The following is a 16,160-nucleotide window of genomic DNA, read 5'->3' as shown; positions in this document are numbered from 1 at the left end:
ACAGGTTTACCCAACCGTTAACGAAGGGATCAGCCTGCAACGTCGGCGAGCCGGGCCATTGTTTCTTCACGGCCCAGAATAAGCATCATATCGAAAACTGAAGGAGTTACCGCGCGACCAGCCAGCGCCGCCCGCAATGGACCCGCCAGTTTGCCGAACTTAGTATCCTGGGCTTCTGCAAATGTATTTAGAAGCGCCTCCAGATCGTCTCTGGTCCAGCTAGCATTTTGCAGCTGCGGCGTCAATTCACTCAGTATACCTTCGGATACAGATGCCAGAGCTTTCTCCGCTTTCTGGTCCGGCTTGATGGGTCGTGAAGCTAGAATAAAATGAGCTTTTTCAATCAACTCTGGGAATGTCTTAGCCCGGTCTTTGAGGCAATACATCGCACGTTCAAGATCGTTTGACTGAGCGTCACTTATCTGGGGCTTGTCAGCGGCTGTCAGATAGGCCTGAAGTTCTTTCCGCAATGCAGCATCGTCACCGATGGCAATATGCTGGCCGCAGAGATTTTCCAGTTTCTTGGTGTCAAAACGGGCGGGGCTTTTGCCGATGCCATCCAGATCAAACCAATCGCGGGCATCGCCGTCGGTGAAGAATTCATCGTCACCGTGGCTCCAGCCCAAGCGCGCCAGGTAGTTGCGCATCCCGGCGGCAGGATAGCCCATCGCCTGATATTCCTGAGCGCCTAGGGCTCCATGACGTTTCGACAGCTTTTTGCCATCTGGTCCGTGGATCAACGGAATATGCGCCCAGACAGGCACGTCCCAGCCCATTGCTTCATAGATCATCATTTGGCGCGCAGCGTTGTTCAGGTGATCGTCGCCCCGGATCACATGGGTGACGCCCATGTCGTGATCGTCTACGACAACGGCCAGCATATAAACCGGTGTGCCATCAGAACGCACCAGGATCATATCGTCGAGCTCACTGTTCTGAATGGTGACATCGCCCTGAACCTCGTCGCGGATCACGGTTGCGCCGTCCTGTGGTGCTTTGATGCGGATCACATATGGCGCGTCGGGGTGGCTGCCTGCATCGGCGTTGCGCCACGGCGAGCGGTAGAGCGTTGATTTACCGCTCGCCTTGGCCTGATCACGGAATTCGGCGATTTCGTCCTGAGTGGCGAAGCATTTATAAGCCTTACCGGCGTCAAGAAGCTCACGTGCAACTTCTGCATGGCGCTCGGCACCTTCGAACTGGCTGACCACCTCACCGTCGTGATCCAGCCCAAGCCAGGCCATACCTTGCAAAATCGCGGCGGTGGCCTCCGGGTTGGAACGTTCACGGTCTGTGTCTTCAATCCTCAGCAGGAATTTTCCGCCGCGACCGCGGGCATAAAGCCAGTTGAAAAGCGCTGTACGGGCGCCGCCAATGTGCAGATAGCCTGTAGGCGAGGGGGCGAAACGGGTGACGACCTGTTTAGACATGAGCGTGATTTACCTTTTGGAAACCATGGAAGGGCTAGTTTTGTCGTCTGTCTACCGAGCCAGAAGGCAAGGAGCAAGCATGCGCACCCTGGGCGTTATTGACCGGTTGTTGCAATCTCAGCGCGGGGATCTCTTTCCCTGGGTGCCGGTGCTGTTTGGGACAGGCATCGGTATGTTCTTTGCACTGCGATTTGAGCCGGAGGCTATCCAATATTTTGGGCTAACCAGTATAGCTGTAGTTTCCCTGCTGTTGCTATGGCGCGGCGACCGGCAGGATGGGGTGGTGTTTCTAGGCTGGGCAATCTTGTTGATTGTTCTTGGGTTTGCAGCGGCGGGATGGCGGGCCAATTCTGTAGCCGCCCCGGTACTGCAATTTCGTTACTATGGCCCTGTTGAAGGGCGCGTGGTTGCCGTCGATCGCTCTGCCCGTGATCGATTGCGCATCACATTGGATCGGCTACGTCTAGCCCGTTTTGATCCGGATCAGGTCCCCAGGCATGTGAGATTGTCACTGCCCGATGATGAACCGGTGCCTGACATTGGTGATCGGGTGATGACAACCGCGCATCTGATGCCGCCGCAAGGGCCGGTTGAGCCGTATGGATTTGATTTCCGTCGCCATGCTTGGTTCCAGAGGTTGGGCGCTGTTGGCTATACCCGAGTGCCAGTGCTGACTATTCGGCCAAATGCAACTGAACTCCCTGTCGAGCAGTTACGCCAGATGCTGTCCTCCGGTATTCGTGTGCGTATGCCTGATACGACTGGTGGTTTTGCGGCGGCGATTACGACTGGGGACAGATCTGGTATCCCGCAGACAGCTCTGACGGCCCTGAGAGCGAGTAACCTCGCACATCTATTGGCGATATCTGGTCTTCATATGGGACTTTTAGCGAGCGTAGTGTTTGGTGGGTTGCGACTACTCATAGCATTTGCCCCGGCGTTGGCGCAGCGATGTGAAGCCAAGAAACTGGCGGCTGTGGGCGCATTGCTCGCGGCTAGTGGCTACCTCTTGCTGTCGGGGATGCAGGTGGCCAGCACGCGGGCCTACATCATGGTGGCGATGATGCTGGGGGCAGTATTGGTAGACCGTCGTGCGCTGTCTTTGCGGGCGGTCGCATTGGCGGCCATGGTTATCCTGATACTGCGTCCAGAAAGTCTGCTTGGCCCCGGTTTCCAGATGAGCTTTGCCGCGACGACAGCGCTGGTCGTGGTGTTTGGCAGCCTGCGGTACAATATTTCGCCCTATGGTCCGCGTTGGCTAAGACTGGTCACGGGAGTCGTGCTGTCATCGCTGGTCGCGGGTGTCGCCACCGCGCCATTTGGTGCAGCGCATTTCAACATGCTGTCGCACTATGGCTTACTGGCCAATGTTCTGGCGGTGCCCGTTATGGGACTGGTCGTGGTGCCTGCCGCGGTTCTGGCGCTTTGTCTCGTACCATTTGGTGCGGAGGTGCTGGGTTTGAGTTTGATGGATCTCGGGATACGCTGGATCCTCTTTGTCGCAAATTGGGTCGCCTCGTTGGAGGGTGCTCAGGGAGCTGTTTCGATGCCTCCGGCTACCATATTGCCACTGATCACCCTTGGTGGTGCACTATTGGCGCTTTGGAGGGGGCGATTGCGGTGGTGTGGCCTACCGGTAATCGTGATGGCGGGGTGGCTATGGAATGCACATGAACGACCAGAGGTACTGATCGCGCCGAATGGCGGTATTGTTGGCGTAATGACACCGGAGGGACGGGCATTGTCACGTGCCAAGGGGCATGGCTATGCGGCAGAGCGATGGGCCGAGAACGACGGCAGTCTGAGAAGCCAAGCGGACAGTGCGTCACTGTGGCAAAAGGTCGAGACGGATGATGCATATCCTGAGGGAGGCAAATCGGTGACCGCGCAGATCGGTAAAAGCGATCAGTTGTTGATCCATCTTATTGGTAAAGCGTCTGCCGAGGCCATGACAGATTGTGCTGCCGGAGACGTGATCGTAAGCGCCAAATCGATCAATCCAGAGGGTGGCTGTCAGGTCTTCGATCTTGATATCCTGCGAGCTATCGGAAGCGTGCAAATGCAGGCGGATGGTCGTTGGGTCTCTGCAAGGGATGTTGTCGGCGATCGGTTCTGGAGCCGCAATGATGGGCCTGTCAGATGAGAACCATATAGACGTAGATAATCACAGTGGCTTTGTCGGGATCAGGCCGAGGCGTACTCCTAGTTGAATGCATTGGCTGTTTGACTATTTCAAATGTCGTTTCAGGTCGCCATCAACAAATACCAAGCCTGCGAAAACCGGTCACAGAGAGCGGTCGCTCCGATGTACATAACGCCATCGGCTGCCGCTGTCGGGTTCATAACATATGACAGGAACAGCACCTACTTCTACCAGAGAATTCGGCAAATGCGCAGCTAGGGCTATATGCTCGCGGCTGTGACCCGGACCCGCTTTATTCAATCAATAGCTACGAATAAGCCCAACAAGACGGCCCTGAACTTTGACCTGATCCTGAGGATAGCGACGTGTTTCGTAAGCTGGGTTCGCTGCCTCCAGCGCGATGGTGGTGCCATTGCGATAGATGCGTTTCAGGGTGGCTTCCTGACCTTCGACCAGCGCAACAACAACATCACCGTTGTCAGCCACTGCGGTCTCGCGCACGACAACGATGTCACCATCATTGATCCCGGCTTCGATCATCGAATCACCACGAACCTCCAGTGCAAAGTGCTGCCCCTGGGCAGACAGCATAGAGGCCGGGACTGCCACCTGATGAGATACTTGATTGATTGCCTCAATCGGAACACCGGCGGCGATACGACCCATCACCGGAAGCTCTACCGCAGCAATCATTGCTGGTGCGGTTACATGGTTGGCGGGTTCCAGTGCGCGCGCTACAGGCTCCGCAGCCTTTGATGTCTTGCCGCCAAGGCTTTCTGGCAAGCGAATGATTTCAATAGCACGGGCGCGGTGTGCAAGGCGGCGAATAAATCCGCGTTCTTCTAACGCGGTGATCAGTCGGTGAATGCCGGATTTGGATCGTAGATCCAGTGCCACCTTCATCTCATCAAAGCTGGGAGGTACACCGTCCTCTTGCAGGCGTATGTGGATGAAATCCAGCAAATCCAATTGCTTCTTCGTCAGCATGACATCCCTTTCAACCGGTGTAAGTTTCTCTTTGTTCTACGCATGTTCCCGTTTTGTGTCAACGGGTCGTTCCGTAAAACCTTTCAAAATCAGCGGTATTGATGGAAAATTGTTGGCAAAGTGCAATTTGAACACGCGCTCACAGCACAATATATGACAGGTGTTCGCCTTTGGTTTTTGGGGGATCATTGGGGGGCCGGATGGCGAGTGCGTTAGCGTCGGCTAATAACGTCAATCTGGCGCTGTCTTGATCGTCAAAAACGCTCAGGTCAGTACCAGTCAAACGTGCCCGCATATAGTGTGTGCGCGGCCCGTTTTCGGGTAGATCATGGGATAACATCGCCGTGGCCGGACGTTGTGCCTCGGATGGGAGTGCCTGCATCGCACGTAGCATTGGCAACAGAAAGATGTGTCCGCAAACCATTGCAGAGACAGGGTTTCCTGGTAGACCTACCATCGCAGATTGTCCAATCTTACCAGCCATAAGCGGTTTGCCAGGGCGCATGGCAACTTTGTAGAATGCGCGCGACATCCCGAGGTCTTCGGTTACCTGAGCAACCAGATCGTGATCACCAACTGAGGCCCCGCCAATGGTCACAATCAGATCTGCGTCTGCGGCAAGGTCGAGAGCCATGCGCAGGCTGCCCACAGTGTCGTGGGCAATGGGCAAGATACGCGAACGAGCGCCAGCAGCTGTCAGCATAGCGTCAAGGCCAAATGTATTTGAGGCTATGATTTGATCGGGGCCGGGGGTGTCGCCGGGCAAGACCAGCTCATCACCGGTCGATATAAGCGCCACGGTTGGTTTTATGCGCACCGGTACCTCGGCAATGTTCATCGCTGCCAGCAAAGCAATATCGGCGGCGGACAAAACGCGTGGGGCGTCAACCGTGGTGCCAATCTGGAAGTCGCTGCCTTTGGGGCGAATATTATTGCCCGAACCGGGATGATCCGAGATCGTGATCAAAGATGCGGTTCTGCTTGTATCCTCTTGAATAACAACAAAATCAGCTCCTTCTGGAACTGGTGCGCCGGTGAAAATACGAACGGCCTGGCCCGCGCCTACGCGGCCCTGAAAACCGTGGCCAGCTGCACTCTTACCAATGACCTTGAACATGGCGTCACGCTCAACTTCAGCGGATTTTAGCGCGTAGCCATCCATGGCTGAGGCCGCAAATGGCGGTTGATCCCGCTGGGCTGTAACGGGCTCTGCCAGCACGCGACCGGCGGCGATGCGCAGCGGTACCATTTCAATAGCTACAGGTGAAACCAGGGAGAGTAGCGTATCGAGTGCTTCGGATACGGATATCATCTATGCCTCGTAACGGCCTGATTTTCCACCGTCTTTGAGTGTTACGCGGATCCCGCCTATTTGCATGGCCTTATCGACGGCCTTGGCCATATCATAGACAGTAAGCGCAGCCGTTGATACGGCGGTGAGAGCTTCCATTTCGACACCGGTCTGTCCGGTTGTTTTCACAGTAGCGTCGATGCGCACGCCGGGTAGATCCGGATCAAGCGTTAGGTCAACAGATACCTTGGTCACCGGCAGCGGGTGGCAGAGTGGGATCAGGTCTGGTGTTTTCTTGGCGCCCATGATGCCTGCAAGCCGCGCCACGCTTAGTACATCACCTTTTTTCGCACGACCTTCTGAAATGATATCAAAGGTTTCGCGTGCCATGATAATGTGGCCCTCGGCGGTAGCTACGCGGGATGTCACGGGTTTATTCGAGACATCAACCATATGGGCATCGCCCTTGCCATCAAAATGGGTCAACGCCATTACATCGCCCCCGGCATCAGTGGGGATGCCAAGATTGCACGGGTGGCCGCGGTGACATCATCTTTGCGCATCAGGCTTTCGCCAATCAGGAAGCTACGCGCACCGTAACGCGCCATGTCAGAGAGATCCTGCGCCGTAGAGAGGCCGCTTTCGCAGACGATGGTGCGATCCGCCGGCACCAAACGCGACAGTGTGCGTGTTGTGTCCAGTGTGGTGTCAAATGTCTTAAGATTTCGGTTGTTGATGCCGAGGAGCGGGGACTTCAACGCGCAGGCACGGTTCAACTCATCCTCGTCATGAACTTCCAATAGCACGTCCATATTCCATTCAGTTGCTGCCGCCTCAAGCTCAGCCGCCTGCGTATCAGAGACCGAAGCGAGGATGATCAGTATGCAATCGGCCCCCATCGCACGGGCTTCGGCCACCTGGTAGGAATCATACATGAAATCCTTGCGCAGAACGGGCAGAGAGCAAGCAGCACGCGCAGTTGGCAGGAAGGGTTTGGCCCCCTGGAAACTGGGAGTATCGGTCAACACCGACAGACAGGTTGCACCACCCGTTTCATAAGCTATTGCAAGCATTTCAGGATCGAAATCTTCGCGGATCAACCCTTTGGAAGGGCTGGCTTTCTTTATTTCTGCGATCAGCCCATAGCCCTGCCGACTTGCGGTCATTACGGCCTTGGCAAAGCCACGAACAGGATCGGCTTCGCGGGCTTCGGCCTCGACGGCCTCGATTGGTTTTGCGGCTTTGTCGGCGGCGATCTCGTCCAGTTTATAGGCCTTGATCTTATCCAGCACTGTTTCAGTCATCTTGACGCCTCCGGTCACGCGTTCCAATCAATCTGCGGCTGCCCGCGTTTGGCTAGCCAGTTATTCACCGTCGAGAAAGGTCGCGAGCCAAAAAAGCCGCGGCGTGCCGAAAGCGGTGAAGGGTGGGCTGTCCTCAGAATAAGGTGATCGCCCGGTTGGATATGTTTTTCAAGCCCTTGCGCCTGTTTGCCCCACAATATGTAGGCGGTGGGGCGTTGGCTGCTATAGGCCAGTACTTGGTTTGCCAGAGCCTGCCACCCAAGATGTTTGTGGCCATTGGCCTCACCGGCGGGCACTGACAGCACCGTGTTCAGCAACAATACGCCTTGTTGTGCCCAACCGCGTAGGTCCCCATTTGTCTTTTCGACATTAATATCGGACCGTAACTCTTTGAACATATTTTTCAAAGAACGGGGCAGGGGTCGAACCTCTGGTTCCACCGAAAATGCTAGTCCATGCGCATGACCTGGCGTAGGATAGGGATCCTGACCCAGGATAACGACGCGAGTATCCTCGGGTCTTGCCAGGCACAGTGCGTTTAACCGCTGGGCGGCTGGGGGTAGAATCTCGCGCTGGTCGTCAGCCATCGCCTGTGCGATGGCCTGATATTTGTCGCGAAAAAACGGCAAATCCCCCCAAGCGCCAAGATCCGGCAGATCCGATGTCATTTGCTGTCAGCAGCTGCGGTCGTGATACGCGCGACGGCATCGATCTTGCTGCGAGCCGCTCCGCTGTCGATGCTGGCACGCGCCATTTCAACCCCGGTTTTTAGATCGCTTGCGGCGCTTGCCACAACTAGTGCCGCAGCGGAATTCAAGAGCACCGCATCGCGATAGGCAGATTCTGTGCCTGACAACAGCGCCTCAAATGCCTTCGCATTTGCCTCGGGAGTGCCGCCCACGATGTCTTCAAACGGGTGCACGGGGAGGCCGGCATCTTCCGGATGGATTTCCATCTCTTCAACCGTACCGGTGGGGGTAAGGGCCGCGACCCAGCTCACGCCGGTTATCGTCAGCTCATCGGTGCCATCGGAGCCGTGCACCAGCCAGGCTTGCTCTGCCCCCAGCTGCCCCAGAGTTTCGGCCATCGGACGGATCAAGTCGCGCGAGAACGCGCCGGTCAACTGACGTTTCACGCCTGCGGGGTTGGTTAGCGGGCCGAGGATATTGAAAACCGTACGCGTGCCAAGTTCCTGCCGTGTTGGCATAACATGGGCAATCGCAGGATGATGCATCGGTGCCATCATAAAGCAAATCCCGGCTTCCCGCAGGGCTTGCTCTGCCACCTGAGGACCAACCATGACGTTGATGCCCATTTGCCCCAGCGCGTCGGCCGCGCCGGATTTTGACGACAGGTTACGGTTGCCATGTTTTGCAACAATGGTGCCTGCTCCCGCGACCACAAAGGCTGTCGCGGTCGATATATTAAGCGTGCCCTTGCCGTCGCCACCGGTTCCGACGATATCCATCGCGCCGTCGGGGGCGATGACAGGGTTGCATTTGGCCCGCATTACGGCAGCGGCAGCCGCGTATTCGTCAACAGTTTCACCGCGTGTCCGCAGCGCCATCAAAAGGCCACCTATCTGGCTGGGCGTCGCATTGCCTTCAAACAGATGGGTAAAGGCCGCTTCTGCCTCGGTCCGCGACAGGGCGCGGTCGGCGGCCGCGTCGATAAGCGGTTTCATTTCATTGCTCATGCCGAAGGCTCCATCACGTTGAGGAAGTTTTTCAACAGAGCGTGTCCGTGTTCCGAGGCGATGGATTCGGGATGAAATTGCACCCCGTGGATCGGCAGCTCCTTGTGATGCAGGCCCATAATGGTGCCATCTTCCAGCTCGGCAGTGATCTCTAAGCAATCCGGCAAGCTTTCGCGTTCCACGATCAGCGAGTGATAGCGCGTTGCCTCAAACGGCGAGGCGAGACCTGCAAAGAGGCCACTATCGGTATGATGCATTGTGCCCATCTTACCGTGGACAATGTCCTTGCAACGGATAACTTTGCCACCAAAGACTTGGCCGATAGTCTGATGCCCGAGGCAGACGCCCATCAGCGGGGTGCGGGTTTCAGCCGCGGCTTCGGTCAGGGCAAGGCATATGCCGGCCTGATCCGGATCACAGGGTCCCGGAGACAACAGAATACCGGCAGGGTTCATGGCCATCGCATCTTGCACGTTGAGCGCATCGTTACGGTGCACGGCGACATCTGCGCCCAGCTCGCCGAGGTAGTGAACGAGGTTGTAGGTAAAGGAGTCGTAGTTGTCGATCAGCAGCAGCATGTTCGCGGGCTCGTTTAAGGGCTGGCGGGCCGGGGCCACGCCGCAGTATAGTGGTCGCAACATACATGTTCAGGGTTGCGCGGCAGCGTCAAGAGCACATCATCTACAGCTTGAGGATCCAAAGGACCCAGAGGGCTTTTGGTGAGGCATGACCAACAGAATGCGACCCGTTCCAGAAGGCAACGAGAGGCAGGACAGAGATGCGAGGGTTTCTTGGAGGCGTGAGTTTCGGGGCCTTGGTGGCCGCAGGCGGCGCCGTGGTGTGGTCGCTGTCGGTGCCATTGCCAAAATCGGTCGAGGTGAGTGTTGCGAACCCAGCCCGCAGCGAAGTGCAGGCCGCGGCTGATGAGACGCCGGTGGACGGCACGGGGGCTGATGCTGATTTGGTAGAAGCCCCGCCTGCGGCGTTGGATCAACAGGTTGTTGGCGATGATCTGGCAGCTTTGGCCGATGCTGATACGGGCCCAGCAAGTCGGCCTGAGGTCGGCACCGAAGTGGGCGGTGGCGACCGCGATGCCCCAGGTGGTGTTGGCGCGCCCGCCATTGATGTGGCGCGGGATGCGCCTGTCACTCCGATCGAGGCCTTGCCTGCGCCGAATGCACCGAGCCAGGAACAGCGGCTTGTCGTTGCCTCTGAGCCGGCGCAACCGCTACAACCTGCAACCGACAGTGCAGCGCCGACACGATTGGCACCGCAGCCGGATAGCACCTCCGAACCAGCTGAGGCTCAGGGCGAAGGCTCGCAGGCTGCTGTCGACAGCACCGACGATGGCGCGCCGACAGCTTACAGCTTGCCGGTGCCGGATGTTGCAAGTGGAGGTCCGGCGCTGACGGGCGAAGATGCAGATGGCAGTGCTGGGCCTACTCTGGGCGCCGCGCCTGATCCTTCGGCTACTCCGCTGGTTCCTAGCCTCGGCAGCGCAGGGCCTGCGCGCGTCGGGACTCAGCCAGCCGGTGATGTCACTGAGGCAGAGAGCGCTGTTTCTGAGACAGAAGATACAGAAACGGCAGAGACGCGTCGGCTGACGGAGCTGCCGACTACCAATTCGACCGTAGAACCTGAGAGTGACAGCCGCCCACGCATTGGTACCCCGGTCGTGCCTTTGACAGACCGTGATCAGGCCGCACGTCCTCAACCGGGCAGTCAGAGCACCGCGAGCGCTGATGGTCCGCCATTTGAGGCCAACGCCGAATCCTTCGCACCGGATGATGAGCGAGCGTTGATGTCGATCGTCTTGATTGATGATGCGGAGGCTATTGGGGCCGAAGCACTTCAGGACTTTCCCTATCCTCTGACCTTCGCATTGGATCCAGCCGACCCTGACGCCGCAGCCAAAATGACCCGCCATCGCAAGGCCGGGTTTGAGGTAATGATGATCGCTGACCTGCCACGGGACGCTGGCCCACAAGATGCAGAAACCGCCTTGCAGGTTTGGATGGAAACCCTGCCGGAAACGGTTGGCGTATTGGAAGGGGTTTCGACCGGATTTCAGGGAAATCGCCCTTTAGCAGACCAGATGGCCACCGCTCTTGGTGCGATGGGGTTCGGCATGGTCACGCAGGATGCTGGGCTTAATACTGTGCAGAAACTGGCGCTGCGAGAGGGCGTGCCTGCAGGTGTCGTGTTCCGCGATTTCGATGGTGCTGGCCAAGATCCACGTGCTATTCGTCGCTTTCTTGATCAGGCAGCATTTCGTGCAGGCCAGGAGGGGGCAGTCATTATGCTTGGGCGTGTGCAGCCGGATACGATTTCGGCGCTGCTCATTTGGGGTCTGCAGGACCGTGCAAACAGGGTGTCGCTGGCGCCGGTCTCTGCATCCTTACGGGCCAAGCTTGACGCCGAGTGATGTTTGGCCATTTCAAACACAATATCAAAAAGGCATCCCATATCGTGAGGGTCGCCTTATGTCATTGGTGTAGGTATTTTGACGATTATGAAAGTGCCGGAGTGTAGCTCCAGATCCTTAGTGCCTTAGCTATTGCCGTTGCCAGTGAACCGGGCGGCATCAGCAGCCGCGCGACGAATGGCGTTGGATTTATGAACGGTTTCCATATATTCCGCCTCGGGCTCACTGTCGTAAACCACACCGCCGCCGGCCTGAATGTATAGGTTCTGGTCCTTTACAATAGCGGTACGCAGGGCGATGCACATATCCATGTCGCCACCGGCGGAGAAATAGCCGACACCACCGCCGTAGATACCTCGTTTTTCTGGCTCCAGTTCATCAATGATTTCCATCGCGCGTACTTTTGGCGCACCGGAAACTGTGCCTGCAGGCATACCGGCAAAGAACGCATCCAGCGCGTCTTTGTCTTCTGCCAACTCTCCGACGACGTTGGAGACAATGTGCATGACGTGGCTATAGCGTTCGATGATAAATTGCTCGGTCGGGCGCACAGTGCCGATCTTGGCCACACGGCCAGTGTCGTTGCGTCCGAGATCCAACAGCATCAGATGTTCTGCCAGTTCTTTCTTGTCAGCGAGCAAGTCCAGTTCCAGCGCCTTGTCTTCCTCAGGCGTCGCTCCACGTGGACGGGTGCCTGCGATGGGGCGGATTGTGACCTCATCTCCGAAGACGCGAACAAGGATTTCCGGGCTTGCGCCTATCACCTGAAAGCCGCCGAAATTGAAGTAGAACATGAACGGAGACGGGTTTGTACGTCTGAGCGAGCGGTAGAGAGCAAAGGGTGGCAAGGGAAATGCCTGCGTCCAGCGCTGTGCAGGGACCACCTGAAAAATATCGCCAGCGCGAATGTAGTCCTTGGCCTTTTCAACAGCTTCCATATAGCCGCTCTTGGTGAAGTTGCTGACTGGCGGGGCAACTTCATGGGCGTCGCCCAGATCGCGGGTTTCGGCGGGCATCGCACGTTCCAGATCACGCACGGCGTCCATCACACGCTCTGCGGCCTGCGCATAGGCGGCGCGGGCGGATTGCCCATCGCTGACCCACGCCGGGGAGACCACTGTCACTTCGCCTTTGACACCATCCAGTACAGCGACGACCGATGGGCGCAACATCACTGCATCGGGCAGGCCGAGCGGATCAGGGTTCACATCTGGCAAATGTTCCACAAGCCGAACCATGTCATAGCCGAGATACCCAAAAAGACCCGCCGCGGCTTGGGGTAAATCATCGGGCAGATTGATCCGGCTTTCGGCAATGATGTCGCGAAGGCAATCCAGGGGATTGCCCTCCAGCGGTTCAAAGGCATCTGCGTCGAACCGTGCCGAACGATTGAGCGCCGCCGTCTCTCCATGGCAACGCCAGACCAGATCCGGTTTCATACCAATGATCGAATAGCGTCCGCGGACTTCGCCGCCGGTCACAGACTCCAGTATGAAAGCGTCTTTTTGTGCTCCGGTCAGCTTCAGCATCAAAGACACCGGAGTGTCGAGGTCTGCAGCAAGACGGGCGTAGACGACCTGGTTTTCACCGGCCTCATAGGCTTTGGCGAAAGTGTCGAAATCGGGGGTCAGGGCCATCTGAGTATGCCTTGGTTATTGGAAGTTGGCCTGCACGGCGTTGAGCGCCTGCGGGTCGATGCGCGGCGCAGCACGGGTCTGGGCGTCTTGCACGAACGCCTCGAACAGCGCTTGCGCCAATGCCTGATCGAGCTGTGTAGCCATGGCATCGGACAGCGCGGACATTTCGGGGCTGTCGTCCACTGGCAGTGTTTCGTTCAGGCGTACAACAACAGCCGAAGTGCCATCCGTGACTACAGCGATCTCACCCTCTGTCAGATCAAAGACGCGGGCCATCAGCTGTTGCGGGGCTGCGTCGATATAAGCGCCACGTGTTAAACCAGTTTCTGATGTCATTTCGCTGCCTTCGGGCAGTGTCTGGCCGCCGCGCAGGATTTCCGCCAGTCGCTCGGCCTCGGCTTTCAGCGCGTTTTGCAGGCGTTGTGTCTTCCATGCGGCACGCAGCTTGTCGGTTGCATCCGCAAAAGGCTCGGGGCGAGGCTCAAGCTCTTCGTCCAGGCGGATGGCAAAGAGGCTGCCATCTTCTAGGAAGGCGACCTCCGGGAAGTCTTCGGCGGTCACCGCAGATGCCGCAGTACGGAATCCATCATACGCGGCGATGCCATCTGTGCTGCCATTGTGCCAATCGATCTTGCCAAGCTCCATGCCGGGTTCATCCAGCAGCTCTTCCAGAGTGGCACCACCGGCGAGCATATCGTTGATTTCCTCGGCGCGGGTTTCGATCAGCCGGCGGGCACGGTCGCTGGCCAGTTCGGCGCGCAGCTCGTCCCGGACGTCGTCCAGAATGGTAACGCGGGCCTCAAGGCGCCCATTGATGCGGAACAGGGCAGGGCCTAGGTCACTATCCAGCGGTCCAACGACGGTACCGACCTCTGCCGAGAAAACGTCCAGACCGGCAGAACCAAGATCACCGATGGTCACATCACCCAGATCGACATCCGGCAGGCTAAGGCCACGATCGGCAACCAGTGCCTCAAATGTGGTGCCGTTAATGTCCAGCTGTGCCTTAGCACTCTCAGCGGATTCGGTATTGGCAAAGACCAGACGCTCTACGAGGCGGCGTTCCGGCACCTGATACTCATCGCTCCGATCTGTAAACAGCTGTTCCAGGGCGGCTGCGTCGATCTCGATCTCGTCCAGCAATGCGTCGGGACGCAGGGCGGCATAGGTGATGACCTTTGTGCGCGGGAGAGTGAATTGATCGATGTTCTCTTCGTAGTAGGTGCGCAGCTCGGTTTCGGTCGGCTCAACGGCTGTGAGAGCGACGCTGTCTTCGCCGACTGTCAGCCAGTCAAAGCTGCGGCGCGCACCAACATAGTCAGTCAGCGTATTGCGTAGGGTGTCAGGCATTACAGTGCCTGCCATGATAGCGCCCTGCACCATGGTACGAGCGGATTCGCGGCGTAGATCTGCCTCAAACGCAGCTTCGGTCAGGCCGATATTTTCCAGCGCATATTGATAGGTATCGCGATCGAATGCGCCACTTCCATCCTGAAAGGCCGGGATCTGACTGATTTCGTCGAACAGGTTCTCGTCACCGATGGAAAGGCCAAGATCAGCGCTTTCTTGATCAAGTGCGGCAATCGCAATCAAACGGCCCAGCACTACACGGTCGAGGCCGAGGGCTGTCATCTGAGCAATGGGCATACGCTGGCCAGTCTGAGCCTCCAGCGCGCGTTGCTCGCGCTGCAATTCACGGGCGTAGTCATCTACAGTCACTTCCTGATCACCCACCTCAGCCACGGATGTCATCGAGCCTGTGAAGTTGACGGCGCCGAAACCGGCCAATCCGATAATCAGCATCCCCATCAGGATCCAGACAAATGTATTTGATATTTTTTTCATGCCTGTAGCCATGATGCCCTCGTATTGTCGGTCGCCGAACTGCGCGGTGGCAGTCGGAAATGCTGGTGTGTTGTGGCTCTGAATACGCTGCCACCCATTAAGGGGCAAGGGACGACTGATCTGGACCGTTATTCAGACGGGGTGGATGTGTTTGAAATGGAGTGAGGTCTGTTCAAGCGGCCCAGTTTTTCAGCCGATCGAACAGAGTTTTGATACCATCGGTGTCGACATTGGCAAAAGCGATGCGGAATTGGCGTGCACCAGCCGGGTCGTCGTCTGGTGTGAACATACTGCCCGGCAACATCAGAATGCCTGCTTCTTTCACCATGCGCTTGGCCAGCGTCTCGGATCGCTTTGCAAACGGATGGGCGACATAGGCAAAATACGCACCACATCCCAACAGTCGCCAGCCCTGCTTGGCCAGCGACTCAAATCCGGCCTCAATAGCGGCCCGGCGTGTCAGCAGTTCCTGCCGTTCACCAGCAAGCCAGTCGTCAAGGTTTTGCAACCCCCAGAGCGCGCCGGTCTGACCCAGCTGTGCTGGGCAAATGGTTACGGTGTCGAGGAACTTCTCGATCTCCAACAAGTGATCCGGATGGGCTGCAATCGCACCGAGACGATGACCGGTCAGGCGGTAGGCCTTAGAAAATGAATAAAGATGCACCAATGTGTCAGACCATTTTGGATTTTGAAACATGCTGTGCGGTGGGCCGGTTCTGCTGTCAAAATCGCGGTAGGTTTCATCCACAATCAACGTAAGCCCATGGGAACGGGCCAGATCATGGAACCGTTGTACCAGACCACCTGGATATTCAACGCCACAAGGGTTGTTCGGGGTGACCAAGACGATGGCACGGGTGCGCGCGGTGATCAGTTCGGCTGCGGCATCGGGGCAGGGCAGCATGCCCTCTCCAACCTGCAAGGGACAAGTTTCCACCCCTTGCATATCCAGCCACATTTTGTGGTTAAAGTACCATGGCGTTGGCAGTATCACCTGATCGCCTTCACCGCACAGGGCTGCAATTGTCGCGGCAAAGGCCTGGTTGCAGCCGGAGGTGATCGCAACATCTGCTGCAGAGAGATCAGCGGCGTAGTGGCGGCTCATTTTGTCGGCGAGCGCTGCGCGTAGATCATCCCGTCCAAGCACCGCACCATAAAGATGACTGCTATCATCACTTAGCGCAGCATTTGAGATCGCCCGGCGCAATCCATCTGGCGGGGGATCAGCGGGGGCGGCCTGGCTCAGGTTCAGGAGCGGCATGTCAGGCGGCAACGTCAGCCCGTCCAGCCAGCGCCTGGATTCGACGATGGGCGAGACAAAAGTGTCTTTTGTCCGAGCTTGGGGATTGCGTTGTTGTGCTGGTGCCTGTGGCATAGCTCGTCCTGTCTTGCGTCGGCGTAT

At 57.4% G+C, this 16,160-nt stretch carries 13 protein-coding genes; 2 read left to right on the top strand and 11 right to left on the bottom strand.

Annotation, left to right across the window (positions count from 1 at the left end; translation table 11 throughout):
• Nucleotides 1-29: 29 nt before the first annotated feature.
• Nucleotides 30-1,430: a glutamate--tRNA ligase gene (gene gltX / locus ACEWZM_RS00645; RefSeq protein WP_414004603.1), complete on the bottom strand. Its 1,401-nt coding sequence runs from the start codon at nt 1,428-1,430 to the stop codon at nt 30-32.
• A 79-nt stretch (nt 1,431-1,509) separates the two neighbouring features.
• Between gltX and ACEWZM_RS00640 the strand changes: the two genes are divergently transcribed.
• A complete protein-coding gene (locus ACEWZM_RS00640) occupies nt 1,510-3,573 on the top strand; it encodes a ComEC/Rec2 family competence protein (RefSeq protein WP_414004602.1) in 2,064 nt (687 codons plus the stop codon).
• 300 nt (nt 3,574-3,873) lie between these two features.
• On the opposite strand, the gene lexA is transcribed toward ACEWZM_RS00640, so the two are convergent.
• The 7 genes from lexA to ACEWZM_RS00605 all read right to left on the bottom strand — a co-directional run bounded on the left by lexA (nt 3,874) and on the right by ACEWZM_RS00605 (nt 9,429).
• Entirely contained in the window at nt 3,874-4,560 is a 687-nt protein-coding gene (lexA, locus tag ACEWZM_RS00635; RefSeq protein WP_414004601.1) for a transcriptional repressor LexA, read from the bottom strand.
• A 139-nt stretch (nt 4,561-4,699) separates the two neighbouring features.
• The gene (locus ACEWZM_RS00630) at nt 4,700-5,872 is read right to left on the bottom strand and encodes a molybdopterin molybdotransferase MoeA (protein ID WP_414004600.1); all 1,173 of its coding nucleotides are present in this window, start codon (nt 5,870-5,872) and stop codon (nt 4,700-4,702) included.
• The gene (gene moaC / locus ACEWZM_RS00625; protein WP_414004599.1) at nt 5,873-6,343 is read right to left on the bottom strand and encodes a cyclic pyranopterin monophosphate synthase MoaC; all 471 of its coding nucleotides are present in this window, start codon (nt 6,341-6,343) and stop codon (nt 5,873-5,875) included.
• The gene (trpC, locus tag ACEWZM_RS00620) at nt 6,343-7,155 is read right to left on the bottom strand and encodes an indole-3-glycerol phosphate synthase TrpC (RefSeq protein WP_414004598.1); all 813 of its coding nucleotides are present in this window, start codon (nt 7,153-7,155) and stop codon (nt 6,343-6,345) included. The genes moaC and trpC overlap by 1 nt, the downstream gene beginning before the upstream one ends.
• Nucleotides 7,156-7,169: 14 nt before the next feature.
• Nucleotides 7,170-7,823, bottom strand: coding sequence for a uracil-DNA glycosylase (locus ACEWZM_RS00615; protein ID WP_414004597.1), 654 nt, complete (start codon nt 7,821-7,823; stop codon nt 7,170-7,172).
• Entirely contained in the window at nt 7,820-8,851 is a 1,032-nt protein-coding gene (trpD, locus tag ACEWZM_RS00610; protein ID WP_414004596.1) for an anthranilate phosphoribosyltransferase, read from the bottom strand. Before trpD ends, ACEWZM_RS00615 begins: the two co-directional genes overlap by 4 nt.
• Entirely contained in the window at nt 8,848-9,429 is a 582-nt protein-coding gene (locus ACEWZM_RS00605; RefSeq protein ID WP_414004595.1) for an anthranilate synthase component II, read from the bottom strand. Before ACEWZM_RS00605 ends, trpD begins: the two co-directional genes overlap by 4 nt.
• Nucleotides 9,430-9,629: 200 nt before the next feature.
• On the opposite strand from ACEWZM_RS00605, the gene ACEWZM_RS00600 reads away from it, so the two are divergent.
• Nucleotides 9,630-11,276, top strand: a complete 1,647-nt coding sequence (locus tag ACEWZM_RS00600; protein ID WP_414004594.1) for a divergent polysaccharide deacetylase family protein — start codon at nt 9,630-9,632, stop codon at nt 11,274-11,276.
• Between the two features lie 125 nt (nt 11,277-11,401).
• On the opposite strand, the gene trpE is transcribed toward ACEWZM_RS00600, so the two are convergent.
• The 3 genes from trpE to ACEWZM_RS00585 form a co-directional block, all read right to left on the bottom strand.
• On the bottom strand, nt 11,402-12,913 hold the full coding sequence (gene trpE / locus ACEWZM_RS00595; protein ID WP_414004593.1) for an anthranilate synthase component I: 1,512 nt from the start codon (nt 12,911-12,913) through the stop codon (nt 11,402-11,404).
• A 15-nt stretch (nt 12,914-12,928) separates the two neighbouring features.
• Nucleotides 12,929-14,770 carry a peptidylprolyl isomerase gene (locus ACEWZM_RS00590; RefSeq protein WP_414004592.1) on the bottom strand — a complete coding sequence of 614 codons (1,842 nt, stop codon included), beginning with the start codon at nt 14,768-14,770 and terminating at the stop codon, nt 12,929-12,931.
• 160 nt (nt 14,771-14,930) lie between these two features.
• Nucleotides 14,931-16,133, bottom strand: coding sequence for an aminotransferase (locus ACEWZM_RS00585; RefSeq protein WP_414004591.1), 1,203 nt, complete (start codon nt 16,131-16,133; stop codon nt 14,931-14,933).
• Between the last annotated feature and the right edge of the window lie 27 nt (nt 16,134-16,160).

The organism is Phaeobacter cretensis, from assembly GCF_047372505.1.
In the GTDB taxonomy this organism is placed as follows: domain Bacteria; phylum Pseudomonadota; class Alphaproteobacteria; order Rhodobacterales; family Rhodobacteraceae; genus Phaeobacter; species Phaeobacter cretensis.
The sequence above is the reverse complement of the archived record's forward strand: the minus strand, read 5'-3'. Positions and strand labels throughout refer to the sequence as shown.

Excerpts from the sequence above, each read along its gene's own strand:
- gltX (WP_414004603.1), bottom strand. The coding sequence starts at position 1,430 with ATGTCTAAACAGGTCGTCACCCGTTTCGCCCCCTCGCCTACAGGCTAT.
- ACEWZM_RS00640 (WP_414004602.1), top strand. The coding sequence starts at position 1,510 with ATGCGCACCCTGGGCGTTATTGACCGGTTGTTGCAATCTCAGCGCGGG.
- lexA (WP_414004601.1), bottom strand. The coding sequence starts at position 4,560 with ATGCTGACGAAGAAGCAATTGGATTTGCTGGATTTCATCCACATACGC.
- ACEWZM_RS00630 (WP_414004600.1), bottom strand. The coding sequence starts at position 5,872 with ATGATATCCGTATCCGAAGCACTCGATACGCTACTCTCCCTGGTTTCA.
- moaC (WP_414004599.1), bottom strand. The coding sequence starts at position 6,343 with ATGGCGTTGACCCATTTTGATGGCAAGGGCGATGCCCATATGGTTGAT.
- trpC (WP_414004598.1), bottom strand. The coding sequence starts at position 7,155 with ATGACTGAAACAGTGCTGGATAAGATCAAGGCCTATAAACTGGACGAG.
- ACEWZM_RS00615 (WP_414004597.1), bottom strand. The coding sequence starts at position 7,823 with ATGACATCGGATCTGCCGGATCTTGGCGCTTGGGGGGATTTGCCGTTT.
- trpD (WP_414004596.1), bottom strand. The coding sequence starts at position 8,851 with ATGAGCAATGAAATGAAACCGCTTATCGACGCGGCCGCCGACCGCGCC.
- ACEWZM_RS00605 (WP_414004595.1), bottom strand. The coding sequence starts at position 9,429 with ATGCTGCTGCTGATCGACAACTACGACTCCTTTACCTACAACCTCGTT.
- ACEWZM_RS00600 (WP_414004594.1), top strand. The coding sequence starts at position 9,630 with ATGCGAGGGTTTCTTGGAGGCGTGAGTTTCGGGGCCTTGGTGGCCGCA.
- trpE (WP_414004593.1), bottom strand. The coding sequence starts at position 12,913 with ATGGCCCTGACCCCCGATTTCGACACTTTCGCCAAAGCCTATGAGGCC.
- ACEWZM_RS00590 (WP_414004592.1), bottom strand. The coding sequence starts at position 14,770 with ATGGCTACAGGCATGAAAAAAATATCAAATACATTTGTCTGGATCCTG.
- ACEWZM_RS00585 (WP_414004591.1), bottom strand. The coding sequence starts at position 16,133 with ATGCCACAGGCACCAGCACAACAACGCAATCCCCAAGCTCGGACAAAA.